The 26,327-nt window shown below is 55.9% G+C and carries 24 protein-coding genes and 1 tRNA gene; 8 read left to right on the plus strand and 17 right to left on the minus strand.

The window, feature by feature from the left end:
• Positions 1-62: 62 nt before the first annotated feature.
• The gene (mnmC, locus tag RT644_RS08770; protein WP_313626385.1) at positions 63-2,063 is read left to right on the plus strand and encodes a bifunctional tRNA (5-methylaminomethyl-2-thiouridine)(34)-methyltransferase MnmD/FAD-dependent 5-carboxymethylaminomethyl-2-thiouridine(34) oxidoreductase MnmC; all 2,001 of its coding nucleotides are present in this window, start codon (positions 63-65) and stop codon (positions 2,061-2,063) included.
• A gap of 43 nt (positions 2,064-2,106) precedes the next feature.
• Here the strand turns inward: mnmC and RT644_RS08775 are convergent, their stop codons facing one another.
• The 6 genes from RT644_RS08775 to prmB are packed head-to-tail and all read right to left on the minus strand — an operon-like array spanning position 2,107 to position 6,643.
• Positions 2,107-2,385 carry a YfcL family protein gene (locus RT644_RS08775; protein ID WP_020454568.1) on the minus strand — a complete coding sequence of 93 codons (279 nt, stop codon included), beginning with the start codon at positions 2,383-2,385 and terminating at the stop codon, positions 2,107-2,109.
• Between the two features lie 27 nt (positions 2,386-2,412).
• A complete protein-coding gene (locus RT644_RS08780) occupies positions 2,413-2,952 on the minus strand; it encodes an elongation factor P hydroxylase (RefSeq protein ID WP_020454569.1) in 540 nt (179 codons plus the stop codon).
• Entirely contained in the window at positions 2,949-3,761 is an 813-nt protein-coding gene (locus RT644_RS08785) for a sulfite exporter TauE/SafE family protein (RefSeq protein ID WP_020454570.1), read from the minus strand. Before RT644_RS08785 ends, RT644_RS08780 begins: the two co-directional genes overlap by 4 nt.
• Positions 3,761-4,585, minus strand: a complete 825-nt coding sequence (mepA, locus tag RT644_RS08790; protein ID WP_313626386.1) for a penicillin-insensitive murein endopeptidase — start codon at positions 4,583-4,585, stop codon at positions 3,761-3,763. Before mepA ends, RT644_RS08785 begins: the two co-directional genes overlap by 1 nt.
• Before the next feature lie 2 nt (positions 4,586-4,587).
• Complete coding sequence (gene aroC / locus RT644_RS08795; RefSeq protein ID WP_160269323.1) at positions 4,588-5,673, minus strand: chorismate synthase; 1,086 nt, start codon at positions 5,671-5,673, stop codon at positions 4,588-4,590.
• A gap of 37 nt (positions 5,674-5,710) precedes the next feature.
• Positions 5,711-6,643 carry a 50S ribosomal protein L3 N(5)-glutamine methyltransferase gene (prmB, locus tag RT644_RS08800; protein ID WP_044489696.1) on the minus strand — a complete coding sequence of 311 codons (933 nt, stop codon included), beginning with the start codon at positions 6,641-6,643 and terminating at the stop codon, positions 5,711-5,713.
• A 166-nt stretch (positions 6,644-6,809) separates the two neighbouring features.
• Between prmB and smrB the strand changes: the two genes are divergently transcribed.
• Positions 6,810-7,361: an endonuclease SmrB gene (smrB, locus tag RT644_RS08805; protein WP_045513070.1), complete on the plus strand. Its 552-nt coding sequence runs from the start codon at positions 6,810-6,812 to the stop codon at positions 7,359-7,361.
• 58 nt (positions 7,362-7,419) lie between these two features.
• On the opposite strand, the gene sixA is transcribed toward smrB, so the two are convergent.
• The 4 genes from sixA to RT644_RS08825 form a co-directional block, all read right to left on the minus strand.
• Positions 7,420-7,905, minus strand: coding sequence for a phosphohistidine phosphatase SixA (gene sixA, locus RT644_RS08810; RefSeq protein WP_020454575.1), 486 nt, complete (start codon positions 7,903-7,905; stop codon positions 7,420-7,422).
• A 209-nt stretch (positions 7,906-8,114) separates the two neighbouring features.
• Positions 8,115-10,262: a fatty acid oxidation complex subunit alpha FadJ gene (gene fadJ, locus RT644_RS08815; protein WP_313626387.1), complete on the minus strand. Its 2,148-nt coding sequence runs from the start codon at positions 10,260-10,262 to the stop codon at positions 8,115-8,117.
• On the minus strand, positions 10,262-11,569 hold the full coding sequence (gene fadI / locus RT644_RS08820) for an acetyl-CoA C-acyltransferase FadI (protein ID WP_160269318.1): 1,308 nt from the start codon (positions 11,567-11,569) through the stop codon (positions 10,262-10,264). Before fadI ends, fadJ begins: the two co-directional genes overlap by 1 nt.
• A gap of 162 nt (positions 11,570-11,731) precedes the next feature.
• On the minus strand, positions 11,732-12,016 hold the full coding sequence (locus tag RT644_RS08825) for a YfcZ/YiiS family protein (RefSeq protein WP_020454578.1): 285 nt from the start codon (positions 12,014-12,016) through the stop codon (positions 11,732-11,734).
• A gap of 378 nt (positions 12,017-12,394) precedes the next feature.
• Here RT644_RS08825 and fadL point away from each other — a divergent pair, with 378 nt between their 5' ends.
• Positions 12,395-13,756 (plus strand): long-chain fatty acid transporter FadL, encoded by a 1,362-nt coding sequence (gene fadL, locus RT644_RS08830; RefSeq protein WP_020454579.1) that lies wholly within the window; start codon positions 12,395-12,397, stop codon positions 13,754-13,756.
• A 58-nt stretch (positions 13,757-13,814) separates the two neighbouring features.
• Here fadL and mlaA read toward each other — a convergent pair whose 3' ends face one another.
• The gene (gene mlaA / locus RT644_RS08835; protein WP_017458648.1) at positions 13,815-14,570 is read right to left on the minus strand and encodes a phospholipid-binding lipoprotein MlaA; all 756 of its coding nucleotides are present in this window, start codon (positions 14,568-14,570) and stop codon (positions 13,815-13,817) included.
• Positions 14,571-14,875: 305 nt separating this feature from the next.
• Between mlaA and RT644_RS08840 the strand changes: the two genes are divergently transcribed.
• Entirely contained in the window at positions 14,876-15,811 is a 936-nt protein-coding gene (locus RT644_RS08840) for a formate/nitrite transporter family protein (protein ID WP_313626388.1), read from the plus strand.
• Between the two features lie 75 nt (positions 15,812-15,886).
• A tRNA-Arg gene (locus tag RT644_RS08845) sits at positions 15,887-15,958 on the plus strand.
• A gap of 120 nt (positions 15,959-16,078) precedes the next feature.
• On the opposite strand, the gene RT644_RS08850 is transcribed toward RT644_RS08845, so the two are convergent.
• Complete coding sequence (locus tag RT644_RS08850; protein ID WP_313626389.1) at positions 16,079-17,446, minus strand: formimidoylglutamate deiminase; 1,368 nt, start codon at positions 17,444-17,446, stop codon at positions 16,079-16,081.
• 110 nt (positions 17,447-17,556) lie between these two features.
• On the opposite strand from RT644_RS08850, the gene hutC reads away from it, so the two are divergent.
• Positions 17,557-18,318 (plus strand): histidine utilization repressor, encoded by a 762-nt coding sequence (gene hutC, locus RT644_RS08855; protein ID WP_045513082.1) that lies wholly within the window; start codon positions 17,557-17,559, stop codon positions 18,316-18,318.
• A complete protein-coding gene (locus RT644_RS08860; protein ID WP_313626390.1) occupies positions 18,315-18,878 on the plus strand; it encodes a HutD family protein in 564 nt (187 codons plus the stop codon). The genes hutC and RT644_RS08860 overlap by 4 nt, the downstream gene beginning before the upstream one ends.
• Before the next feature lie 369 nt (positions 18,879-19,247).
• Here RT644_RS08860 and RT644_RS08865 read toward each other — a convergent pair whose 3' ends face one another.
• From RT644_RS08865 to RT644_RS08885, 5 genes are read right to left on the minus strand one after another with little or no spacing between them, the layout of a single operon-like run.
• On the minus strand, positions 19,248-20,807 hold the full coding sequence (locus tag RT644_RS08865; protein ID WP_313626391.1) for an aromatic amino acid ammonia-lyase: 1,560 nt from the start codon (positions 20,805-20,807) through the stop codon (positions 19,248-19,250).
• A gap of 14 nt (positions 20,808-20,821) precedes the next feature.
• Positions 20,822-21,703 carry an ABC transporter substrate-binding protein gene (locus tag RT644_RS08870; RefSeq protein WP_045513091.1) on the minus strand — a complete coding sequence of 294 codons (882 nt, stop codon included), beginning with the start codon at positions 21,701-21,703 and terminating at the stop codon, positions 20,822-20,824.
• Positions 21,704-21,736: 33 nt separating this feature from the next.
• Positions 21,737-22,417 carry an ABC transporter permease gene (locus RT644_RS08875; RefSeq protein ID WP_020454586.1) on the minus strand — a complete coding sequence of 227 codons (681 nt, stop codon included), beginning with the start codon at positions 22,415-22,417 and terminating at the stop codon, positions 21,737-21,739.
• A gap of 3 nt (positions 22,418-22,420) precedes the next feature.
• Positions 22,421-23,065, minus strand: a complete 645-nt coding sequence (locus RT644_RS08880) for an ABC transporter permease (protein WP_020454587.1) — start codon at positions 23,063-23,065, stop codon at positions 22,421-22,423.
• Positions 23,062-24,159, minus strand: coding sequence for an ATP-binding cassette domain-containing protein (locus RT644_RS08885; protein ID WP_313626392.1), 1,098 nt, complete (start codon positions 24,157-24,159; stop codon positions 23,062-23,064). Before RT644_RS08885 ends, RT644_RS08880 begins: the two co-directional genes overlap by 4 nt.
• Before the next feature lie 483 nt (positions 24,160-24,642).
• On the opposite strand from RT644_RS08885, the gene hutU reads away from it, so the two are divergent.
• Positions 24,643-26,319, plus strand: coding sequence for a urocanate hydratase (gene hutU / locus RT644_RS08890; RefSeq protein ID WP_020454589.1), 1,677 nt, complete (start codon positions 24,643-24,645; stop codon positions 26,317-26,319).
• The last annotated feature ends 8 nt before the right edge of the window (positions 26,320-26,327 follow it).

Here is a 26,327-nt window from a genome sequence, read left to right on the forward strand (position 1 = left end):
ATTTGCGCCTTTCTTTGTCCCTCGTTAAGATCGTGACACTGCTTGATGGACGAGTAACTTACGTGAAACAAACCGCTATACAATCCGCCAACCTGGAATTCAACGCTGAGGGTACACCTGTTTCCCGAGATTTTGACGATGTCTACTTCTCTAATGATAACGGGCTGGAAGAGACTCGTTATGTTTTTCTCGGCGGCAACCGTCTTGAACAGCGTTTTCCTGACCACCCGCGCCCGCTGTTTGTGGTGGCGGAGAGCGGTTTCGGCACCGGTCTGAACTTCCTTACCCTCTGGCAGGCGTTTACGGCCTTTCGCGCAGTAAACCCCGACGCTACCCTGGAAAGATTACATTTCATCAGTTTTGAAAAATTTCCGCTCACCCGCGACGATCTGCGCAAAGCGCACGCCCACTGGCCGGAACTGGCGAACTGGGCAGAACAGCTACAAGCACAGTGGCCGCTGCCCTTTGCCGGTTGCCACCGCCTGTTGCTGGATGGCGGTCGTGTGACGCTCGATTTGTGGTTCGGTGATATCAACGAACTGACCGATACGCTGGATGATTCGCTCAACCAGAGCGTCGACGCCTGGTTCCTTGACGGGTTTGCGCCCGCCAAAAACCCGGACATGTGGACACCCAATCTGTTTCAGGCGATGGCGCATCTTGCAAGGCCTGGCGGTACGCTGGCGACTTTTACCTCGGCGGGTTTCGTCCGGCGCGGTCTGCAAGAGGCGGGTTTTACCATGCGCAAAAGCAAAGGTTTTGGCCGCAAACGCGAAATGCTCACCGGGGTGATGGAGAACCCGCAAATGCCAGCGATTCGTGCGCCGTGGTTTGCCCGCAGCGGCACAGAGAAGCGCGAAGTGGCGCTAATTGGCGGCGGGGTAGCCAGCGCACTATTGTCGCTGGCGTTGCTGCGTCGCGGCTGGCAGGTCACGCTGTATTGCGCCGATAACGCCCCTGCCGAAGGCGCATCCGGTAACCGTCAGGGCGCACTCTATCCTTTGCTCAGCGCGCACGATCCGGCGCTTGCGCGTTTCTTCCCGGCGGCTTTTACCTTTGCCCGCCGCGTGTACGACGCGCTTCCTGTTGAATTCGACCATCAGTGGTGCGGCGTGACACAGCTCGGCTGGGATGAAAAAAGCCAGCATAAAATCGAACAGATGCTGACGCTGGATCTGCCCCCGGAACTCGCCAGGCGCGTTGAGGCTAATGAGGTCGATGCGCTCTGCGGCGTGGAAACCGGCTGCGGTGGCATCACTTACCCGGCAGGCGGCTGGCTTTGCCCGGCGCAGCTCACGGCGGCCGCCATCGCGCTGGCTTGTGAACAGGGTTTGCAGGTGCACTATGGGTATGATGTCGAGCAATTAACGGCTGGCGATAATTACTGGCAGTTGCATATCAAAGGCGGCGAGTTACGCCAGCATGCCGCCGTGGTGCTGGCTAACGGGCACCGCATTCACTACTTTGCGCAAACGGAAAAACTGCCGGTGTATCCGGTGGCAGGCCAGGTCAGCCATATTCCCACCACGCCTCAGCTCAGCCCGTTGCGCCAGGTGCTGTGTTATGACGGCTATCTGACGCCGCAAAACCCGCACAATCAGCAGCACTGCATTGGCGCCAGTTATCATCGCGGTCAGCAGGAAACCGCCTACAGCGAAGCCGATCAGCAGCAGAACCGCCAGCGGTTGCTCGACTGCTTCCCGCAGGCTTCATGGGCCAAAACGGTGGACGTCAGCGCGGGCGAGGCGCGCTGCGGCGTGCGCTGCGCCACGCGCGATCACCTGCCGATGGTTGGCAACGTGGCGGATTACGACGCAACGCTTAGCGCCTATGCGACCCTCGCAGAACACAGCGAAACAGCCGTCAGCGCGCCCGCCTATGACGGCCTGTTTATGCTGGGAGCGCTCGGTTCACGAGGTCTTTGCAGCGCGCCGCTGGCGGCAGAAATCCTGGCATCACAAATGAGCAATGAACCGATCCCGCTGGACGGTGAAACGCTGGCGGCAATGAACCCGAATCGTTTATGGGTCAGAAAGTTATTGAAGGGTAAAGCGGTGAAATGAAGTGGATGTTTTCCCTCTCCTGAATGGAGAGGGAAAGAACGGCTTAGTGCGCTTTCGCCTGCTGATACAGGTTTTCCCACATGCCGAGCACCAGCGCCTGATCGCGCGGCGATAATTCCCCCGCCTGAATAGCGGTTTGCACACTGGTGGTCACTTTGCCGTACAGGGTTTCGGGCGCATGGTCATCGCCGCTCTCCAGCTCCGCCACCGCCAATGTCAGGTGGCCGCGCAGATAACCGCCCGCGAACAGCTCATCATCACTGGCGTGGTCCACCATGTTATCTATTAACGCCAGAATGCGTGATTCAAACTCCGCGATCATCTCTCTTCCTCATTTTAAAAAATGGCCTTACAGGTCTTCCGGCCACGGAAACTGTGCTGCCGCTAAGGGCGGCGTCTGGTAATAATCCTGTAGTGCTTTAATAAAACGCGCCGGACGTGCAGGAATGCCCTGCTCCAGATACGCCATCACCTGTGCATGTACACGGCGCTGGAACACGATGCGATCGGGTTCGAAATCGCCTTCCAGATTGTCGCAACTGACGTTAAACGGGAAACCTGCCGCCACGCAGAACAACCAGTCAAACGCCTGCGGTTTGACTTCAACATCTTCGAATTTCCCCTGCGTCGCCGCATCGCGGCCGTCCGGGCAGTACCAGTAACCAAAATCCACCAGCTTGCGCCGCTCGGCTCCCGCAATGCACCAGTGCGAAATTTCATGTAACGCGCTGGCATAAAAGCCGTGGGCAAAGACAATGCGGTTATAAGGAACATCCGCATCAGCAGGAAGATAGATCGGTTCGTCGTCGCCTTTAATCAGACGGGTATTAAAATCGTCGGCAAAACAGCCGTCGAAAATATCAATTAACTGTTGATAGTGATGCGTCATACATTCACCCCCAGATACTGGAGGATCTCCTGCCCGTGACTGTCATAGAGAAGTTTGGCGCTCATCACCGCCGAGACAATCACAATCATCGGACGAATGAGCTTTTGCCCTTTGCTGAGCACCAGACGCGAGCCCATGCGCGCGCCGAGAAATTGCCCGGCCAGCATAACAAAACCGGTGCCCCACACCACTTTGCCGCCAATAATAAATAGCAGCAGCCCGCCGACGTTGGAGGTGGCATTCAGCACTTTGGCATGAGCGGTCGATTTTGCCAGGTTAAAACCCGCAAGTGTGACAAACGCCAGGGCGTAAAACGAGCCTGCGCCCGGGCCGAAGAAACCGTCATAGAAACCAACACAGCCGCCGGAAACCAGCGCGAAAGGCAGGCCGTACAAGCGGCGCTGACGATCCTCTTCGCCCAGCCCTGGCATCAGCAGGAAATAGAGGCCAATACAGATAACTAAGATTGGCAGGATCTGGCGCAGCACATCGGATTGCACATGTTGCACCAGCAGCGCGCCGGTGGTGGAGCCGATAAAGGTCATCAAAATATTGAGCTTCTGATCGGCGAGATTCACCACTTTGCGGCGAATAAAATAGAGCGATGCCGAAAGCGAACCGCCGCAGGCCTGCAATTTGTTGGTCGCCAGCGCCTGCGCCGGTGACATGCCCGCCGCCATCAGCGCCGGAACGGTTAGCAGCCCACCACCGCCCGCCAGCGCGTCAATAAACCCGGCCAGCAGCGCGACAAAAAAAAGCGTCACCAGCAGCAGCGGTGACACCATAAACAGTTGTTGAAAGAGTTCCATCAGAGTGCGTGTTCATCCAGTAAAGCCTGACAGGACGGCGGCAACGGCGGCGGCGTCTTTTTCTCAGGCGTTGAACTACCCGGCTTCGCCGGTTCAAACCAGCTTTGCAATTCCGCGCCGCAACCATCGCCTGGCGGCGGCAGCGGTTGATCCTGGCACTCCAGGCTGTCCGCCGGGCAGCGCAGGCGCACATGCATATGCGCGCGATGCTGGAACCACGGGCGCACTTTGCGCAGCCAGTCACGATCGCTACCCGCATCCAGGCAAAGCTGCTGCTTGATTGCCGGGTTAACGAAGATACGCGTCACCTCGTTATCCTCTGCCGCCAGCTTGATCATGCTGCTGATTTCCGGCTTCCACAGCGCGGGCACCACCTGTTTACCATCGCTGGAAACCAGATCCAGCGCCTGCGGTTTGAGCAATTGCGCCGCGCTCCAGCGCGTTTTCGGAAGCTGCAGGAAGATATCAACATCCAGCCCCGACTGGTGGCTGGCGTGACCGCCGTTAAAGCGCCCACCGGCTGGCATTCCCATATCGCCTACCAGCACCGTACCGAGCCCGAGGTTGTATACCTGAGTGCTGAAGCGCTGAATGAATAACACCAGATCCGGATGGCCGAAATAGCGCCGTTGATCGGTGCGCATCACCTGATAGTGATCCGATTGCAGCGGCAGCTCATGTGCGCCAACGATGCAACCATTGGTAAACGCGCCGATAGATTGGGGGCTACCGGCGATGGGATGGGTCAGTTTTTGCCATGGCGTCGCCGCCATGGCAGTTGCGCTCACCAGCAGGGCAAACAGGGCGATTGCCGTTTTTTTCATGGTTACCAGCGTGGAATATCGGTTATCACGTCAGCGTTTTGCGCGCGCTGACGCAGGAAGTGATCCATCAAGACAATCGCCAGCATCGCTTCAGCGATCGGTACGGCGCGAATGCCAACACACGGATCGTGACGACCTTTGGTGATCATTTCGACCTCATCGCCAAAGCGGTTGATCGTCTTACCGGGCACGGTAATGCTTGAGGTGGGTTTCAGCGCAATAGTGGCGACAATTTGCTGGCCGCTGCTGATACCGCCCAAAATGCCGCCCGCGTGGTTGCTCTGAAAACCCTGTTTGGTGATTTCGTCGCGGTTTTCGCTGCCGCGCAGTTTTACCACCTCAAAGCCATCGCCAATTTCAACGCCTTTCACCGCGTTAATGCTCATCAGCGCATGGGCAATATCCGCATCAAGGCGGTCAAACACCGGCTCGCCAAGACCTGCCGGTACGCCATCAGCGACAACGGTCACTTTCGCGCCAATGGAATCGCCCTCTTTTTTCAGGCCGCGCATCAGCTCATCCAGTGCGTCAATTTTATCGGGGTCCGGGCAGAAAAATGGGTTCTGCTCCACCTGCTCCCACGCTTTAATCGCCAGCGGGATGTCGCCCATCTGCGTCAGGCAACCACGAATAACAATGCCAAATTTCTGCGCCAGGTATTTTTTAGCAATAGCGCCAGCCGCCACGCGCATCGCCGTTTCACGGGCGGAAGAACGGCCACCGCCGCGATAGTCGCGCACGCCATATTTTTGCTCGTAGGTGTAATCCGCATGTCCCGGACGGAACAGATCTTTAATCGCGCCGTAATCCTGCGAACGCTGATCGGTATTTTCAATCAGCAGACCAATGCTGGTGCCAGTGGTCACGCCTTCAAACACGCCGGAGAGGATTTTCACCTGATCCGGCTCGCGGCGCTGAGTGGTGTAGCGCGATGTCCCCGGGCGGCGTCTGTCCAGATCGTGTTGCAGATCCGCCTCGGTCAGCGGAATGCCCGGCGGCACACCGTCGACAATACAGCCGAGCGCCAGGCCGTGCGATTCGCCGAAGGTGGTTACGCGAAAGAGTTGTCCAATTGTGTTTCCTGCCATCACGGCTCCGTTGTCGTTGTCTGTGTTGAGCGTCGTTTTAATCTTTATAGATGCTGAAATGTTCGCGAGCGGCGATAAGCTGCGCTTTGGTCAGCATGAAGACGCCGTCCCCGCCGTTATCAAACTCCAGCCAGGTAAACGGTACGTCCGGATATTGTTCCATCAGATGTACCATGCTGTTACCCACTTCACAAATCAGGATGCCGTTGTCAGAGAGGTAATCCGGCGCGCAGGCGAGGATGCGGCGCGTCAGTTTCAGGCCATCGCTGCCGGAGGCCAGGCCAAGTTCTGGCTCGTGGCGATACTCGGAAGGCAGATCCGCCATATCTTCTTCGTCAACGTACGGCGGGTTGGTCACAATCAGGTCGTACTGCACTTTCGGCAAGTCGCGGAAAACGTCGGAGCGGATTGGCGTCACGTGATGAATAAGCCCGTGCTCTTCGATATTGTGTTCGGTTACCGCCAGCGCGTCCGTGGAGATATCGACGGCGTCCACTTCCGCTTCCGGGAAGGCATAAGCACAGGCAATCGCGATACAGCCGCTACCGGTACACATATCAAGAATATGCTTCGGCGGTTCATCGATAAGACCCGCAAAATGGTTGTTAATCAGCTCGCCAATCGGCGAACGCGGCACCAGTACGCGCTCATCAACATAAAATTCGTGGCCGCAAAACCAGGCTTTATTGGTGAGATAAGCCACCGGAATACGCTCATTAACACGGCGGATCACGCGTTCAACAATGCGGTGACGTTCGCTGGAGGTCAGGCGCGCGGTGCGCATATCTTCCGGGATATCCAGCGGCAGGTAGAGTGTTGGCAACACCAGTTGCACCGCTTCGTCCCACGGGTTGTCGGTGCCGTGTCCGTACCAGATATTGGCGGCGCTAAATCGGCTTACCGACCAGCGCAACATGTCCTGAATGGTGTGCAGCTCGTTCACTGCTTCGTCGACGAAAATTTTATCCATGGTATCCCCCAGGCGCATGCTCGCATTAAATTCGGCGGCTAGTTTGCCACGAAGACGGCGATAAATCAGCATTCTCACGCACCTGCGCGGGGTAAAAATGCATTTTGCTGCACCGCTGGCGCAATGAGTCGGGTACACTGAAAAAAAGAAAAGATGAGATGCGCAGATGAAAAAGAAACCATCGCTTAGCGAGGAGGAACAGGCGCTGTTCCGGCAACTGATGACCGGTACACGCCAGATAAAGCAGGACACCGTGGTTCATCGCCCGGCACGAAAAAAAATCACTGAAGTGCCGGAGAAACGGTTGTTGCAGGAGCAGGCCGATAACAGCCACTATTTTTCTGATGAGTTCCAGCCGCTGTTAAACACCGAAGGCCCGGTAAAATATGTGCGCGACGATGTCAGCCATTTTGAGCTGAAAAAGATCCGCCGTGGCGATTATGCCCCGGAGCTGTTTCTTGATCTGCACGGTTTAACCCAGCTTCAGGCGAAACAGGAGCTGGGGGCGTTGATTGCCGCCTGCCGTCGCGAACATGTGTTTTGCGCCTGCGTGATGCACGGCCACGGCAAACATATTCTCAAGCAGCAGACACCGCTGTGGCTGGCGCAGCACCCGCATGTAATGGCGTTTCACCAGGCCCCGAAAGAGTATGGCGGCGATGCGGCAATACTGGTGCTTATAGAAGTGGAAGAGTGGCAGCCGCCGGAGTTGCCCTGAAGTGCAGAAACGACAAGAGCCGCGCAATGCGGCTCTTTATCTTTCATGGTCCGGCGAATCAGATAGCTTTTGGCATCTTCAGGTTGCAGGGACTCATTTGCCAGTTAAAGACACCTTTACCGTCTTCATCCAGCGTAACGCTGGCGATGGCGGAGGTGGTAAACATCGGCGGCGCTTCACCCGGGCAGAGTTCGGACACCAGGTATCCGACCAGCGGCAGGTGAGAAATCACCAGCACGGCGGAAGTACCTTCGTTTGCCAGCGCCTGCAAATAGGCGCTAACCAGGCCGATATCGCCGCAGGGCGTCAGTTCCGGCAGGACATCCACGTTGTCAGGCAGGTTCATACACTCCCCTACCTTATCCAGCGTCTGTTCAGCACGTAAAAAAGGGCTGACCAGAACACGTTCAATATCCACTTTTTGGCCTTTCAACCATGTTGCCATCAGACGGGTTTCGTCACAGCCACAAGGGGTTAAGGGACGAACCGAGTCACTGGCTGCATCGAGGGCAGCGTCGCCGTGACGCATGATAAAAACTTGCATATTGCACCGCTTTTGTTAACCAGAATCATTAATACTTTCACCGCAAAATCATTTCACGACATCGGAAAATATTAATGGCCGGGCATTGTGCCTGATCCATTCGTTGAATGAAACGCTGTTTTTTACCTCAATGGCGCAACTATAGTCAATCACTGTTTATTAAATAACCGTAAAGCCCATGAGGTATAACAGAATTACTTTTTTAGACACTAACTGAAACGTTCGGTTTCTTTTGTCGGCCAGAAAGTTACACCTTGTTCCGCCATGCGTAACAGCGGCTCGCAAGGAGCAAAACGCTCGCCGTACTGCGCCTGTAACCGCTGTAGTGTCGCCACCACTTCGCTTACGCCCAGCGCATCCATATAGTGGAACGGCCCGCCCAAAAACGGTGGGAAACCGATGCCAAACACGGCACCAATATCACCATCGCGCGCGCTGCGAATCACCTGTTCATCAAAGCAGCGAGCCGCTTCGTTCAGCATCAACATCACGCACCGTTCTGCTATCTGCTGAGGCGGTAACTGCGTGCCATCTGAAACACCAATTAAACGGTAGATCGATGGGTCTGGCTGCTTTTTGCTTTTACGCCCTTTCGTCGGGTAAAGATAGAAACCGCGCTCATTTTTTCTGCCTTTGCGATCGTCATTCAAGATTGCGTTAACCACACTTGCAGGCGCGCTAAAACGTTCTCCATAGGCAGCTTCCAGCACCGGGATAATTTTGGTGCCGGTATCGATCCCCACTTCATCCAGCAACTGGATGGGCCCCACCGGAAAACCGAATTTCACCAGCGCCTGATCGATAGTTTCAATGTGTTGCCCTTCGCTTAGCAGGCGCATCGCTTCATTAATATAAGGCGCGAGGATGCGGTTAACGTAAAAGCCCGCTTTATCTGCCACCACAATCGGCGTTTTGCCCTGTTTTTTCGCCAGCTTCACCGTCGTGGCAATGGTCTGCTCATCGGTGCCGGCATGGGGGATCACCTCGACCAGTGGCATTTTTTCCACCGGGCTGAAAAAATGTAATCCGATAACTTTTTCCGGACGCGCCGCATGCGCAGCAATATCGCCGATCGGTAAAGACGAGGTATTGGAGGCGAAAATGGTATGCGCTGCGCAGTTAGCTTCGACTTCAGCGACCATTTTCTGCTTCAGCGCAAGATCTTCGAACACCGCTTCAATCACCAGATCGCGATGGGCAAAGCCACGATAATCGAGCGAACCGGAGATCTTCGCCATCTGGCTGTCGCGCTCGGCGGGTTTCAGGTAACGACGGCGCACTTTTTTATCCAGTTGTTGCCAACTGTATTTCAGCGCATGGTTAATGCCCTTCGCATTAATATCTTTAATGCGAACCGGCAACCCACCTTTGCTGGCCGTGACAAACGCGATACCGCCGCCCATCAACCCACCGCCCAGCACGCCCACACTGTTAAGCGGGCCGGGTTCGACGACGCTGCCAGGATCTTTTTTGATATCGGTACTGGTAAAAAAGAGATGCCGTAGCGCCTGCGATTGCGGCGTCATCGCCAGTTGACCAAACGCGCGTGCCTCGGCGTCATAACCGCTGCTGCGCCCCTGGGCAAGGCCGGTTTCAACCACCGAGAGAATGCGCGACGCAGCAGGATAATTCCCCTGGGTTTTCTGTTCGGTTTTCTTCGCGACCATGCGGAACAATAAAGTGCGGCCAAGTGGCCCGGCAAGAATGCGTTCACGCACCGGTAAATGGCGGCTGGCAGGACGCCCCTGCGAAACCAGCCCGACGGCGGCGTCCAGTAAAATGGAAGGCGGAACCACATCGTCAACCAGACCCACTTTTAATGCCTGCCGTGGGCGTAACTGCTTACCGGTGAGGATCATCTCCAGCGCGGTACTCACGCCGATCAGGCGCGGCAAACGTTGCGTACCGCCAGAACCGGGAAGCAACCCCAGTTGCACTTCCGGTAATCCCAGCACCGTTTTGGCATCGTTTGTACAAATCCGGCGATGGCACGCCAGCGCCAGCTCCAGCCCACCGCCGAGGCACGGGCCATTAATCGCGGCGATGACCGGGATCGGCAGGGCATGGATTTCCGCCATCAGTTGCTGCCCCTGACGGGCGAGCTCTTCGGCCTCTTTCGCCGTCTGGCAGCGGGCGATCATATTGATATCCGCGCCCGCAATAAAGTTGTCCGGTTTTGCTGAGATAAACACCACGCCGCGCAACGCTTTGTTTTCGCGGATCTGTTTTAAAATGGCGCGAACATCCGTTGCGAACTCCGCTTTCAGGGTGTTCATCTTCTCGTTCGGTACATCAATAGCGACTACCGCCACATTGTCGGGACGCACACTAAGGGTAAATGCCGATGTAGTGGTCATTACTCTGCCTCCAGAACCATTGCCGCACCCAGACCGCCCGCGGCACAGGCCGTCACCAGACCAAAACCGCCGCCACGACGGCGCAGCTCATGCAGGGTCTGAGTGATCATACGCGCGCCGGTAGCGGCAAACGGATGCCCATAAGCGATAGAGCCGCCAAGCACGTTAAATTTGCTGTCATCCACTTCGCCGGTTGCCTGTGAACGCCCCAGAACCTCGCGGGCAAAACGCTCGCTGGCCATCAGCTTCAGGTTGCTCAGGGTTTGCGCAGCAAAGGCTTCATGCATATCAAGCAGGGTTAAATCCGTCATTGATAATCCGGCTCGCTCCAGCGCCAGCGGCGTTGCCCACGCCGGGCCAAGCAGCATATCTTCACGCACATCAATGGCGGTAAACGCATAGCTGCGCAGGTATCCCAACGGCACCAGCCCCAGCTCCTTGGCGCGGGATTCCGTCATCAGGATCACCGCCGCGGCACCATCGGTAAGCGGCGTACTGTTGGCCGCCGTCACCGTGCCGTGCTGGCGATCAAACGCCGGGCGCAGTTTTGCATAATCCGCCAGGCTCGAATTTGTACGTACGTTGTTATCTTTCTCGACCGGGTCACGAAATGGCGGTGCGTAAGCGGTCATCACCTCTTCTGCCAGTTTGCCTTCTGCCCAGGCCTGGGCGGCAAGCTGGTGTGAACGGTGCGCCAGCGCATCCTGCTGCTCACGGCTGATACCGTAGGTTTTCGCCATCTGTTCAGCGGTATCGCCCATGCGCAGGCCAGTGGAATATTCCGCTACCGCCGGAGGAACCGGCAGCAGGTCGCGCAGACGCAGGCGCGAGAAGAGCTTCAGTTTTTGCCCCATGCTGCGCGCTTTGTTGGCATCTACCAGCGTTCGCGCCAGTTTTTTGCTGACGCCAATCGGCAGCACCGAAGACGAATCGGCCCCACCGGCGATACCGGCACGGATGGTGCCCGCCAGCAGACTTTCGGTGACATTCGCCACCGCCTGAAAGCTGGTCGCACAGGCACGGCTTACACTGTAAGCGTCGGTATGCACACTCATGCCGGTGCCAAGCACAATTTCGCGCGCAATATTCGGCGCTTCGGGCATTTGAACCACCTGGCCAAAAACCAGTTGTTCAATCACTTCGGGGGGAATTTCGCTGCGTGCCAGCATCTCTCCCACCACCATTTTGCCAAGATCGATGGCCGGCACGCCGTGGAAGACGGTCGCCTGGCGGGCAAAAGGGGTACGTAACCCACTGACAATGGCAATGCGGTCGCCCTGGCGGGTGACAAGCGGTAATGCCTTCATAACACTCCCCTGTTAACAGCGTAATGCATTAAGTGGTCTGACCTGATAACAGTCTTAACCAATTTTTTACATTTAGCCAATGGGAGGGAGAAAAAAATGGGAGCTAAGGCACAGAGATACTTAACAAAACGCTCCCGCTGAACGGGAGCGTTGGCGGGATAATTAACGCAGACCGAGCTGGAAAATCAGCGTTTCGGCTTCGCAAGCGAAGACAAAATCGATATCCAGGCGCACACCGTCTGCCACTTCCGTGAACGTGGAAGTGATTTGGCAAGGATCGGATTCCACGCTGCGGGCTCTGGCGCTCAGCGCAGCCAGGGTTTCTTCTGCATCGGCGCGTTTAGCGAACACGCGGCTGTAAGAGGCGGTGCAGTCGGAGTTGTCCATAATGGTGCCAACATCCATACAGCAGCAAACCGGGGTTTCATCAGCACTGCATTTACTCATGGTAGATTTCCTCTGAATTCGCACCCAAGGTGCCAGATAAACGTTGCGCATATTTTACGCCGCGAGGGAATGTGGCTCCAGTCGTTAATTCCGCAAGCGGTGATAAGTGACCGAAATCACACTTAAAAATGATCTAAAACAAAAATCATCTAATCGACTGATTAACACCGGGGGCAATTTTGCTGCGCAGATCCCGTTTCGAAGATCACAATTGAAAAATCTTATATACATACTTGCAACATTTCCTCTGGTCAGACCTATACTCTCGCCACTGGTCTGATTTCTCAGATGTACCTCAGACCCTACACTTCGCGCTCCTGTTACCCCGCGTAACAAAGTTTGTATAAAAATAAATCGATTTCGAATGAGGTTATGGTCATGAGCCAGAAAACCCGGTTTACCAAGTCTGCGTTGGCAGTCGCAGTGGCAATCGTTTCTACCCAGGCCTGGTCCGCAGGCTTTCAACTCAACGAGTTTTCATCCTCTGGCCTTGGCCGGGCTTATTCCGGTGAAGGCGCCATTGCTGATGACGCAGGCAGCGTCAGCCGCAACCCGGCGCTGATCACCATGTTCGATCGCCCAACCTTCTCTGGTGGTGCGGTGTTTGTCGATCCGGATGTTAACGTAAAAGGCCGTTCTGCCATTGGTAACAATGCCAGCCAGGACAACATCGCCCCGACCGCGTGGATCCCGAACCTGCACTTCGTGGCACCGATTAACGATCAATTTGGCTGGGGCGCGTCCGTGACCTCTAACTACGGGCTGGCCACCGAGTTCAACAACAGCTATGCAGCCGGTTCAATGGGCGGTAAAACCGATCTCGAAACGCTGAACCTCAACCTGAGCGGTGCGTATCGTCTGGATAGCCACTGGAGCTTCGGCCTCGGTTTCGATGCTGTTTATGCACGTGCGAAAGTGGAGCGCTACGCGGGTGACCTGCCGCAAATCATCGGCGCAGGTCTGCCAGGGCTGGTGCAATCGGGTCGCCTGTCACCACAAGATGCACAGCGACTCGCCGCGCAGGCTGGTGGTATTAGCCGCGATACGCAAATCGCCCATCTGAAAGGCGATGAGTGGGGCTTTGGCTGGAATGCCGGTATTCTCTACGAGCTGGATAAAAACAACCGCTACGCTTTCACCTATCGCTCTGAAGTCAAAGTCGACTTCGACGGCGATTATAAGAGCAGCCTGCCCGCAGCGCTGAACCCGATCAATGCGGCGCTCAATCTTAACTTGCCATACGGTACCGGCGGTGCCACCACCAACGGTTCGCTCTCATTGCACCTGCCGGAAATGTGGGAAGTGTCGGGTTATAACCGTGTCGACCCGCAGTGGGCCATTCATTACAGCCTGACTTACACCAGCTGGAGCCAGTTCCAGGAGCTGAAAGCGACCGGCGACAACGGCCAGACGCTGTTCTATAAAGATGAAAGCTTTAAAGACGCCTACCGTATCGCGCTGGGTACTACCTATTATATGGATGATAACTGGACCTTCCGCGCCGGTATCGCCTTCGATGACAGCCCGGTTCCGGCAGACAAACGCTCCATCTCCATCCCGGATCAGGATCGCCTCTGGCTGAGCACCGGTGCGACCTATGCATTTAATAAAGATGCGTCCGTCGACGTCGGCGTTTCTTATATGCACGGTCAGAAAGTGAAATTCACCGAAGGCCCGTATACCTTCAGCTCTGAAGGTCGTGCATGGCTGTACGGCGCGAACTTCAACTACGCGTTCTGATAAACCATCAGGCATAAAAAAAGGTGAGCGCCGTGCTCACCTTTTTTATTTGCTGGGCTTATTGCGAGTCGATATCTTTCAAATCGCCCTCTATCGCCTGCGCGTTCGGGTTTTCCTGCGGTTTCAGCTTACCGCCATTGGCGATAAAGTCGTGGCGCTGGAAGTAGGCTTCACGCACCAGAATGTACGGATCGGAAGACTGGCGCAGCAGGCCGTCTGAATCCAGCAGTTGCGCGCGCGATTCAATGCCTTCAACCGTCCATTTGCCCACCGACAGCGGCCATGTCAGCCAGGACAGCACCGGATAGAGCGTATCGGCCATATCACCACCGTCTTCACGCAGCGTGAAACTGCCATAGAACGGCAGTTGCATATAAGGGCCGTAACCCATGCCGTAATGCCCCAGCGTGCTACCAAAACGGTGCGGTTCAACGCGCTGCAATTTCGGGTTCGCAGCACCCGCGACATCCATCAAGCCGCCCATCCCCAGCAGGGTGTTCAGGAAGAAGCGCGTAAAGTGAACCATTCCCTGGTACGGATCGCCTTGTAAGAAGAAGTTCACCATCACCGCCGGTTCTTCAAGGTTGCTGGTGAAGTTGCTCAGACCATTACGCGCTGGCTGCGGCACGTAATCACGCCAGACAACGGCAACGGGCCTGACAACATACGGATCCAGCACATTGAAGTTGAAGCTGTACATGGTGCGGTTGAACCCTTCCAGCGGGTCTGAACGTCCCTGCGAATCTTTACCGGAACTGGCACAACCGACCAGCACAGTGGTAGCCAGCGCAAGCGCCGACAGGCGGAATTTCATAGGTGTCTCCCTGAAGAAAATGGTCATCGCTGAATGCCATTTTGAATAACGCAAACGCGGAAATCCGTTTTGCGCAGACAATGCGCAACGCATTGTATCAGCACATATTCTGATGTCCACGTAGCGAACAACTCTCACTCAGCCTAACCGAACTCACCTTTACGGCTCGTTAACAATTCTATACAAACTTCCTCAATATCGTATTGCCATTATTGCTTTTCGCGCAATTTAGGACGATGCCGTCACGGAATAAGCGTGAAAACCGCTACGCTTAAATTTTGCCGCCATCACCAAGCGAGGCCATCGTGGACAATATTAAAGAAGAGAAACTCGACAAACACAGCGATGACATACAAGTGGAGAGCGACGAGAAGAAGAGTGGGAAGAAAATAGAACTTGATGAAGAACGCCTGCCCTCACGCGCCATGGCGATTCATGAACATATTCGCCAGGACGGCGAAAAAGAGCTGGAACGCGACGCGATGGCGCTGTTCTGGTCAGCGATTGCGGCGGGTTTATCGATGAGCGCGTCGCTGCTGGCAAAGGGGATTTTTCACGTACAGCTCGACGGCATTCCCGGCGGTTTTCTGCTGGAGAACCTCGGTTACACCTTTGGCTTTATTATTGTCATTATGGCTCGCCAGCAGTTGTTTACCGAAAACACCGTCACGGCCGTATTACCGGTGATGCAAAAACCCAGTTGGGTTAACTTTGGCCTGATGACGCGCTTATGGAGCGTGGTGTTACTCGGGAACCTGGTTGGTACGGCTATTGCTGCCTGGGCGTTCGAGTATATGCCCATATTCGATGAAGCCACCCGCGATGCTTTTGTCAAAATCGGCATGGAGGTGATGAAGAACACGCCGCTGGAGATGTTCTCCAACGCCATTATCTCCGGCTGGATCATCGCGACCATGGTGTGGATGTTCCCTTCAGCGGGCGCGGCGAAAATTGTGGTGATCATTTTAATGACCTGGCTTATCGCGCTGGCGGATACCACGCATATCGTGGTCGGTGCGGTGGAGATTTTCTATCTGGTGTTTAACGGTACGCTGCACTGGAGCGAATTTATCTGGCCTTTCGCCCTGCCGACACTCGCCGGGAATATTTGCGGCGGCACCTTTATTTTTGCTCTGCTCAGCCACGCGCAGATCCGTAACGATATGATCAACGCGCGTAAAGCCGAAGCCCGCGCCGACGAGCAAAAACAGCAACGCGACGGCGCAGAAAAAGAGGCTTAAACGGCGACAGTTTAATCACTTGGCGGCATGTGAGCTTAACGCGAGACGTAAATAACGTTATACTCCCGCCGCTTTGTCCCCTTAGTTAAATGGATATAACGAGCCCCTCCTAAGGGCTAGTTGCAGGTTCGATTCCTGCAGGGGACAATATCCCCCTTCCTGCGAACATCGATCAAAGTCGTCATTACCCTACAGATTCAGTAAGTTAAATCACTTCCCGCGTCTGCCAACTGCCATAGGTTCTTATCAACGTCCTGCTGCTTAGTGTTACGCCACCAGTTGCTGCATCACCTTAATAAATGCAGAGGTCACCTGCTCCTCCTGTGCGTGACGCCCCTCTTCAATCACCCAGCGTCCTCCCGCCATTACCCTTTTTATCGGGTTTGTTGAGCAGGCGAAAATCCAGCGGTTCAGACGTTCACGATCGCCTGCGGCTGCAAGGAAGGGATCGCGGCTGTCGAGCAACAGCATATCCGCGCGATCGCCGACCGCCAGTTGACCAATCGCCTGCCCCAGCGCACGGCGTCCGCCCTGCAATGCCCCCTGGTACAGCACATTGCCAATATAAGGCTCATCCGGCAAAGACAGTAAGTTGCGCCGCCGTTTGTTTAACCGTTGCCCGTACTCAAACCAGCGCAAATCCTCGCTGACGCTGACGCTGATATGGCTGTCGGAGCCAATTCCCCAGCGCCCCTGCTGCGCAAGATAATCCGGCCCCGGAAAGATACCATCACCAAGATTGGCTTCAGTGGTCAGGCACAGGCCCGCCACTGCGCCGGAAGCGGCAATCTGTTGGGTTTCCTGCGGCGTAATATGCGTGGCATGGATCAGACACCACTGTTCATCCACCGGCATATGCTGATAAAGCCACTCCACCGGACGCAATCCAGACCAGGCCAAGCAGTCATCAACCTCTTTTTGCTGCTCAGCAATATGAATATGCACCGGCTGCGGTTGCGGACAGGCTTTAAGCACGCTCTGCATCTGTTCCGGCGTAACGGCTCGCAGCGAGTGGAAGCACAGCCCGGTACGCTGCATCGGCTCAGCAGCAAGCTGCGACGTCAGCGTGTCATGCAGTGCAAGGTAGCCTTCCGTATCGTGAATAAAGCGGCTCTGCCCGGCGGTCGCTGGCTGCCCACCAAAACCGGAGAAACTGTAAAGCACCGGCAGTAATGTCAGGCCAATACCCGCCGTTTTCGCCGCCTGCGAAATACGCATCGCCAGCTCGGCTGGCTGTGCGTAAGGTTTTCCACCACGATCGTGGTGCAAATAGTGAAATTCGGCAACGGAGGTATAACCGGCCTTCAGCATTTCGATGTACAGATAGCTGGCAATGGTTTCCAGCTGTTCGGGTGTGATTTTATCCACCAGCCGGTACATCAAATCGCGCCATGTCCAGAAGCTGTCCGCCGGATCGCCCACCACTTCGGTTAGCCCGGCCATTGCACGCTGAAAAGCGTGCGAATGCAGGTTTGGCATGCCCGGCACCAAAAAACCTTCCAGGCGAATCGCCGTGTCGTCTGGCTGACTACCGCTTTCGAGCGCGGTGATGATGCCCTGCGGGGAAACCGTGATGCGAACATTCTCCGCCCAGCCCTGCGACAACAATGCTTTTGCCGCGAAATATACTGTCATATATCCCCTCACCGCCTACCGTTATTTGATATGTATATACATGCTTATATATATACATCCAAATATGTGTAGAGTAAACTTCAACGGTTATCCGGCCGAGGAAAGGGTTCATGGAGCAAAGCGATATTTTTAAAGCAGCCGCAGGCGAGACTCGTCTTGATCAGCCCGCCCCTTTCTATGAAAGGGTGAAGAGCATGATTAAAACCAATATCCACAGCGGCGCCTGGCCGGTGAACTACCGCGTGCCGTCAGAAAGCGAGCTGGTCAGCCAGTTTGGCTACAGCCGGATGACCATTAACCGCGCGCTGCGTGAACTGACCGCCGAAGGGCTGCTGGTGCGTATGCAGGGCATTGGCACCTTTGTCGCCGAAGTCCGCGGGCAGTCGGCGCTGCTGGAAATCAACAACATTGCCGATGAGATTGCCAGCCGCGGCCATCGCCATCATGCCAGAGTGCTGGAACTGACCCAGCAGCATGCAGATGCTCAGCAAGCACTGGCTTTTAATCTGCCGAAAGGCAGCCGCCTGTTCCATTCGTTGATTTGCCATTATGAAGACGGCGTTCCGGTGATGCTGGAAGACAGGCTGGTGAATGCGCTGATTGTGCCAGACTATCTGCAGCAGGATTTTACCCGTATCACGCCGAATGCTTATCTCTCTTCCATCGCACCGATTGTCGAAGGTGAGCATATTATCGAGGCGGTGAACGTGCCCCGCACCGAGTGCGTTTACCTGGAAATAGATGAACACACCCCCTGCCTGCAAGTAAACCGCCGCACCTGGACTGGTCGTCAGGACAAGAAAATCGTCACCAGCGTGCGCCTGGTCTATCCGGGTTCACGTTACCGTCTGGAAGGAAGTATGCGCAAATGAGGCTGCTGCCTTCTAGCGGCTACGCTGAGATGCGCTGGAAAAATGGCCAGGGTGTCACCCGCGAAGTGTGCCGTTTTCCCGCCAGCGACCAGTATGACTGGCGCATATCGGTTGCGACAATCCGCGAAGACGGGGCGTTCTCACGTTTCGCCGGTTACCTGCGAAACATCAGCGTACTGGAAGGCGAAGGCATGTTTCTGACGATTGATGACCAGCGCAGCGCGTTAATTCCACCGTTTCAGGCGACGGATTTTAACGGCGACAGCGCGGTGTTCTGCGAGGTTGTCGGCGGGCCGTTACTTGATTTCAACGTGATTTATCGCCATGAAACCACCCTGGCAACGGTGCGCTGGCAGCGCGCTGGCACATGGCAACATCGGCAGGGAGCAATGCTGCTGTTCAATGCCGGACATCGTCTTGACGTCATCGTCGGGGGCGAACGCCATACGCTGCAACATTACGACAGCCTGCTGCTTGATAACCCGGCGACGGTTACCGTTAACGCAGGCAGCGACACGCTTTTCGCCTGCGTGACGCTGACATCCCGTTACACCGCCTAAACTGCGGCGTCGACCTTCTGAAACGCCGCCAGCCCTCTTCATTATCGGCAATTAACCCGCTCATAAATCACTCCCGCACGCGTCGCGGGCCAGCACAGCTACGAACTTGACCACCGCCATCAGTGCGGTCTGGGTGATTTATCACGCGATGCTTAGTGCCTGCGCGCCCCGTTCATCAGGCTGAACCTGCTGGCTAATCAGCCCTGCAGGGCATCTCTTTACCATTCATACACCGAGCCGCATCGCCAGGGATTTCCCTGGCGCACGCAACAGCAGAGGCGTGCGCCAGGTAATCGCAAAGCGCACCCTATGCCTGCCTACACACGCGACAGCTCCAGTCTCCATTTTCTCTTGAGCAGACGATTAGCTTCACTCATCAGCCCCCTCCTTTATCAGTAAAGCAAGCTGGCGGCTCAGTTCGCCATCCGCAATCAGATCCCGGACGGCATGCATATCCGTGTACAGCGGCGTATCGGTTTCACGAAACGCGACCTGCTGGCGCACCCGCGAGAGCGTCAGTTCTGTCCCCACCGAGGCGCGCAGCGGGCGATGAAATTCAATCGCCTGACAAGCGCACAGCAGCTCGATAGCCACGATATCCACCGCGTTTGCCACCGCCTGCATCGCTTTTCGCGCCGAGGAGACGCCCATACTGATATGGTCTTCCTGCCCGGCACAGGTGGAAACCGTATGTACGCTGGCGGGTGCCGCCAGGCTGCGATTATCCCCGGCGAGCGCGGCGGCGACATACGGCGGGATCATCATCCCGGAATTGGCTCCGCTTTTGCCGACCAGAAATGCCGGTAAGCCGCTGAGATGGACGTTGGTAATACGGTCAGAACGCGCCTGTGACGCCGTGCTCAGTTGCGCAATAGCCACCGCCAGCGCATCGAGTGCCAGCGCCAGCGGCGCACCGTGACCGTTACCGCCAGGCAAAATCACCAGCGCATCGTCTTCAATCAAAAACACCGGGTTGTCGGTCACCGAATTGAGTTCGGTAGTAACGATATGACGACAATGCGCCAGTTGATCGCGCACCGCGCCATGGATTTGCGGGATGCAGCGTAAGCTGAGCGCATCCTGCACCCGGTGATCGCGGTAACGCTGAAGGATCTCGCTACCGTGCAGTAAACGGCGCAAATTCTGCGCTGTTTCTTGTTGCCCGTCATGCGGACGCAGAGCGTGCAGACGCGCGTCATAGCCGCGGGTGTTGCCTTTCAGCGCTTCGAGACACATGCCGCCTGCCATATCCGCGACCGGCAGCAACTGCTCGAAATCCCGCACCGCCAGACAAGCCAGTGCGGTAATTTCGTAGGTGCCGCTGATCAGCGCGTGTCCTTCGCGCGGGCCGGGAATGCGCGGCGCAATGCCCGCTTTCGCCAGCGCGTCGGTGGAGGGCAACAACTCACCCTGATACCAGCACTGCCCTTCGCCAAATAACGATAAGCCGATATGCGCGGTAGCAATCAGATACCCCACGGAACCGCTGGCAGGCGACCACGGCGTCACCTGCCGGTTCAGCATCAGGCACATACGCTGCGCCAGTTCAGAACTGACGCCGCTGTAGCCCTGCAACAGCGATTTCAGCATCACCGCCATCATCGCCCGCACTTCCCGCACCGACAAATCCGGCCCCATCCCGCAGGCGTGACTACGCAGCATATTGAGTTGCACGCTGGCAATTTGATCCGCAGAGAGACGCTCGGTCACCAGGTCTCCCACGCCGGTTGTCAGACCATAAATCACCTTCCCGTCAGCAATCGCCTTGTGAATATAACCGCTGACCTTATCCATTTGCGCCAGCGCATCATCAGCCAGAACAACCTGAGCGCCATCGGCAATGCGCACCAGCTCATCAATGGTCGTGGCATCCCTGCCTAAGGTGACCGCATCCACATGCGACATGGAAGAACGGATTGTTGTCGTCATCTCTCAGCCGTTCCTTACTTGCTCAACTGGTGTTTAACCAGCCACTGGTGCGCCACATCATCAATGCTGGCGAACTCTGCAAGTTGCTCGTTCATGGCGATCAGATCTTCGGTGGTGAGCTGCGCGGAGATTTTGTTCAGCGTGCTTTCAATGGTCGGGTTCAGTGTGCTGCTGGCGACAATAGGCACAATGTTCTGCGCGGCAAACAGGTGTTTCGGATCTTCCAGCGCAACCAGGTGATCTTTTTTGATTTCCGGCGTAGTGGAGGTCAGATCAGCCACCTGAATCTGGTTATTTTTCAGCGCCGTCAGCGTCAGCGGACCAGCGACATCCAGCACTTTGAAGGTTTTGAAATTCAGGCCATAAACTTCACGCAAGCCGGGAACACCTTCATGACGGGTTTTCCACTCCGCCGGACCACCAAGCACTAACTGCCCGGCGACGGGTTTCAGATCGTCGATGGTTTTCAGTTTGTATTTGTCGGCGGTTTTCTTCGTTACCGCCAGCACATCGCTGTTTTGCGCCGTGGACGTGTTCAGCATTTTCACTTTTTCCGGCAGTTTGGCGGCCAGCGCTTTCGCCACATCTTCCGAACTGTGCGCGTCGTTTTTCGCATCCAGATAGCTTAACAGCGCGCCGCTGTACTCAGGGATCACGGTGATGGAACCGTCGAGCAGAGCCGGGATATAGACTTCACGGCTACCAATGTTGAGTTTTTTCTCGACCGGAATGTTTTGCGCTTCCAGCGCCCCGGCGTAAATGGTCGCCAGCAACTGGTTTTCCGGAAAATCCGCCGAACCAATAATCACTTTCTGGCCGGCATCCGCAGCCCAGACAGAAGAAGCGACAGACAGCAGTGCGGCACTGAACAACGTTAAATAGCGTTTCTTAATCATCTTATTAACCTTCTGTAATTAAAGGACTCAACATCACTGGTTTTTGGTTTTCCGGGTGATGCCCGGTGAAACCACGACTTTCCCTGAAAGCGAAAAAAAGAGATCAATGATCAATGCCAGCAGCGCGACGAGGATGGCCCCGGCGGTCATCTGCGCAAAGTCGTTGGCGGCACGCCCGTCAATAATCAATCGTCCCAGGCCGCCGAGTGAAACGTAGGCCGCAATGGTCGCAGTAGAGACAATTTGCAGCGCGGCACTGCGGATCCCGGAGAGGATCAGCGGCATTGCGCAGGGCAACTCAACCTGCAACAGCACCTGAAGCGGCGTCAGACCAATCCCTTTTGCCGCGTCATGCACGCTGGGATCGACAGAACGGATACCCGCATGTACGCCCAGCGCCACTGGCGGCAGCGCCAGCACCACCAGCACGATGATGCAGGGTAAAACAAAGGCCAAATCCGATTCGAAATACCCCGCCAGCAGGATCACCAGCAAAATAATCAGACCAAAAGAGGGCAACGAACGCAGGGCGTTGGTGGTGCCAATCAGCAGCGCCTCCCCTTTCCCGGTATGGCCGGTGTAGCAGCCGACCGGAAACGCAATGGCGACGGCAATCGCCAGCGCCGCCGCGCTGTAACCGATATGCTGCAACAGCAGCGGCACAATGCCGTCGTCGCCGTACCAGTGGCTGAGATCGAAAAACCATTCACTCATCAGTTATCCCCTTTGCGGTTGCCAGCGGCTTAAAGAGCGGGTTATCGCCACCACCAGGCAATCCAGAATGAAGGCCAGCGCGATGCACAGCACAATCCCGGCGATAATCGGGGTGAGAAACTGAAGCTGAAACCCCTGGGTAAACAGCGAACCTAACTGTGGCGCGCCAATCAGTGCGGCAACCGACACGATGCTGACATTCGAAACCACGGCCACACGCAGCCCGGAGCCGATCACCGGCACGGCAAGCGGCAGGTCGATCTGCAAAAATTGCTGCAGCGGTTTGTACCCCAGCGCAAAAGCAGACTGCCGGGTATCTTCGGCCACGGAATCCAGCCCGTCGCACACGGTTCTGACCAGCAGCGCAAAGCTGTAGATAGTCAGCGCCACGACCACGTTGATGGGGTCGAGAATTTGCGTATTCAGCAGCGGCGGCAGCAGTACAAACAGCGCCAGCGACGGAATGGTGTACAGCAGGCCAAACAGATTCAGGATGAGACCTTTCACTTTTGGCAGGTTGTTCACGGCCCAGCCGACAGGTATTGCCAGCAGCAGGCCGATCAGGATCGGCGTAATCGACAAATAGCAGTGCCAGAGCAGCAAGCTGAGGATCCTGTCGCTTTGCCCCCACAGCCAGTCAAATCTCATAGCGCCTCCTGCGTCAGCGACTTGCAGGCATCCAGCACATTGTCCAGCGCCAGCGATCCCAGCGGGGCAAGCTGTTCATCGACCACCACGGCGCGATGGCAGGGAGAGCTGAGCGCCGAATCCAGCAACTGGCGCAGCGTGCCGCCCTGCGGAGAAAATGTCGCGCCAAGGTTCACGTTTTCTGGCGCTATCGCCGTTACCTGCTGATGCGTGTCAAACCAGCCGCAGGCTCTGCCCTGCTGCGTCACCAGCAGCCAACGTTGTGCGCTGATATTGCGTGCCTGCGCAAGTGACGCGCCCATTTCGATAGCCGGTTCCGCCTGCAACGCCGTCAGCGGTGCGGAGGTGTGGAAACTGAGTTTGCGATAACCGCGGTCGCGGCCAATGAAATCGGCGACAAATTCGCTCTGCGGCGAATTCAGCAGTTCGCCCGGCGTCGCCAGTTGCGCCAGCTTGCCGCCAGGTTTCAGCACCGCAACGCAATCACCCAGTTTCATTGCTTCATCAATATCGTGCGTGACCATAATGATGGTCTTGCTGACCTCTTTCTGAATGCGCAGAAACTCTTCCTGCAACTGTTCACGCACCACAGGGTCAACGGCGCTGAAGGGTTCGTCCATCAGCATAAATTCCGGGTCGGCAGCCAGTGCACGCGCCACGCCGACGCGCTGCTGTTGGCCACCGGAGAGTTGCCACGGGTAGCGTTTCGCCAGTTGCGGCGCCAGACCGACCACTTCCAGTAATTCTGCCGCTCTGGCTCTGGCTTTACTTTTCGCCGCGCCATTAAGGATCGCGGTAGTGGCGATGTTATCGATGATGGTTTTATGCGGGAACAAGCCGGCATTCTGGATCACATAACCAATACGGCGGCGCAATTGCACAACATCCATCTGAGCGGTGGATTCGCCATTGAGCAAAATCGTCCCGGATGAGGGCTCCACCAGCCGGTTGATCATGCGTAATGAGGTGGTTTTTCCGCAACCAGACGGCCCCACAAGCACAGTAATTTTGCCTCCTGGCGCGACAAGGTTCAGGCCATCAACCACGACGGTACCGTCGTGATAATGCTTGGTCACATTGTTGAAAGTAATCATCGTTACGCCTTATGGTCATCGTTTGCCGTCCCGTTGTGACGGCAATGCAAAAAAACTTTTGTATATCCTTGTATGTACAACTAGCAAGCCATGTGCCATAACGTCATCGCAACATTGATCATTTAAATAAAACAAATTAAAAACAAATAGATATAAAAACATTGTTAATAAATCCAGCACAACAAAACGAATTCCCTCAGCTTCATTTCCCCACACGCTCGCTTTAAAACAGCGCAGAGATGCACTAAAAATGATCATCTCAACGCTTTAAAGCACAATAGCAGTGCAAAAAAATGCACCAATACCCCTTCTTTCACTACGATCAAAAAAGCCATCAATAACAACACATTGTTTTATATGTGAAATAAATAAATTGATTAAACTGGCACCTTATGTGCTTATCATGTATATACAAGACGTATACAGCAGCATCGCAACGTCAGTAAGCATGTATTCCGCTATCAAACAGAGAAGGTAAACCGCATGAGTAGTGAATTATCCCGTTATCGTGATGTTGAGATCAGAGCGCCGCGCGGCACGACATTGAATGCGAAAAGCTGGCTGACCGAAGCGCCGCTGCGCATGCTGATGAATAACCTTGATCCCGATGTCGCGGAAAACCCGAAAGAGCTGGTGGTGTATGGTGGGATTGGACGGGCAGCGCGTAACTGGGAGTGCTTTGACAAAATGGTTGAAGCGCTAAAACAGCTCAATGATGACGAAACGCTGCTGGTGCAATCCGGCAAACCGGTCGGCGTGTTTAAAACCCACAGCAATGCACCGCGCGTACTGATCGCTAACTCAAACCTGGTTCCCCACTGGGCCAACTGGGAGCACTTTAACGAGCTGGACGCTAAAGGGCTGGCGATGTACGGCCAGATGACCGCAGGCTCCTGGATCTATATCGGCAGCCAGGGGATCGTTCAGGGTACGTATGAAACCTTCGTCGAAGCGGGTCGCCAGCACTATAACGGTTCGCTGGTTGGCCGCTGGGTGCTGACCGCAGGTCTGGGCGGCATGGGCGGCGCGCAGCCGCTGGCCGCCACGCTGGCGGGTGCCTGCTCGCTGAATATTGAGTGCCAGCAATCCCGCATCGATTTCCGCCTGCGTACCGGGTATGTGGATGAGCAGGCAACAGATCTGGACGATGCGCTGGCGCGTATTGAACGCTACACCCGTGAAGGTAAAGCCATCTCTGTGGCGCTGCACGGCAATGCGGCAGAAGTTTTACCGGAACTGGTTAAACGCGGCGTTCGCCCCGATCTCGTGACCGATCAAACCAGCGCCCACGATCCGCTGAACGGCTATCTGCCGATTGGCTGGCAGTGGGAAGCGTATCGCGAACGCGCGAAGAGTGAACCGGCAGTGGTGACTCAGGCGGCGAAAGCCTCAATGGCCGAGCACGTTAAAGCAATGCTCGCCTTCCAGCAGCAGGGCATTCCGACCTTCGACTATGGCAACAATATTCGCCAGATGGCGAAAGAGATGGGTGTCAGCAACGCCTTCGATTTCCCGGGTTTTGTGCCCGCCTATATTCGCCCGCTCTTCTGCCGCGGTATTGGGCCATTCCGCTGGGCCGCGCTCTCCGGCGATGCGGAAGACATCTATCGCACCGATGAAAAGGTAAAAGAGCTGATCGCGGATGACGCGCATCTGCACCGCTGGCTGGATATGGCGAAAGAGCGCATCAGTTTCCAGGGCTTACCTGCGCGTATCTGTTGGGTTGGTCTGGGGCAGCGCGCACGTCTGGGGCTGGCGTTTAATGAAATGGTGCGTCGCGGCGAAGTCTCCGCACCAATTGTCATTGGCCGCGATCACCTGGACTCCGGCTCCGTTGCCAGCCCGAACCGCGAAACCGAAGCGATGAAAGATGGCTCCGATGCGGTTTCCGACTGGCCTTTGCTGAACGCGTTGCTCAACACCGCCAGCGGCGCAACCTGGGTTTCTCTGCACCACGGCGGAGGCGTCGGCATGGGCTTCTCGCAACATTCGGGGATGGTTATCGTCTGTGATGGCACGGATGAAGCGGCAGAACGCATTGCCCGCGTACTGCATAACGATCCGGCGACGGGCGTGATGCGCCATGCTGACGCAGGCTATGATTCAGCGGTCGCCTGTGCCAAAGAGCACGGCCTCAATTTACCGATGATTGCAAAGTAAAACCGACG

Source organism: Kosakonia sp. (assembly GCF_032104925.1).
GTDB lineage: Bacteria > Pseudomonadota > Gammaproteobacteria > Enterobacterales > Enterobacteriaceae > Kosakonia.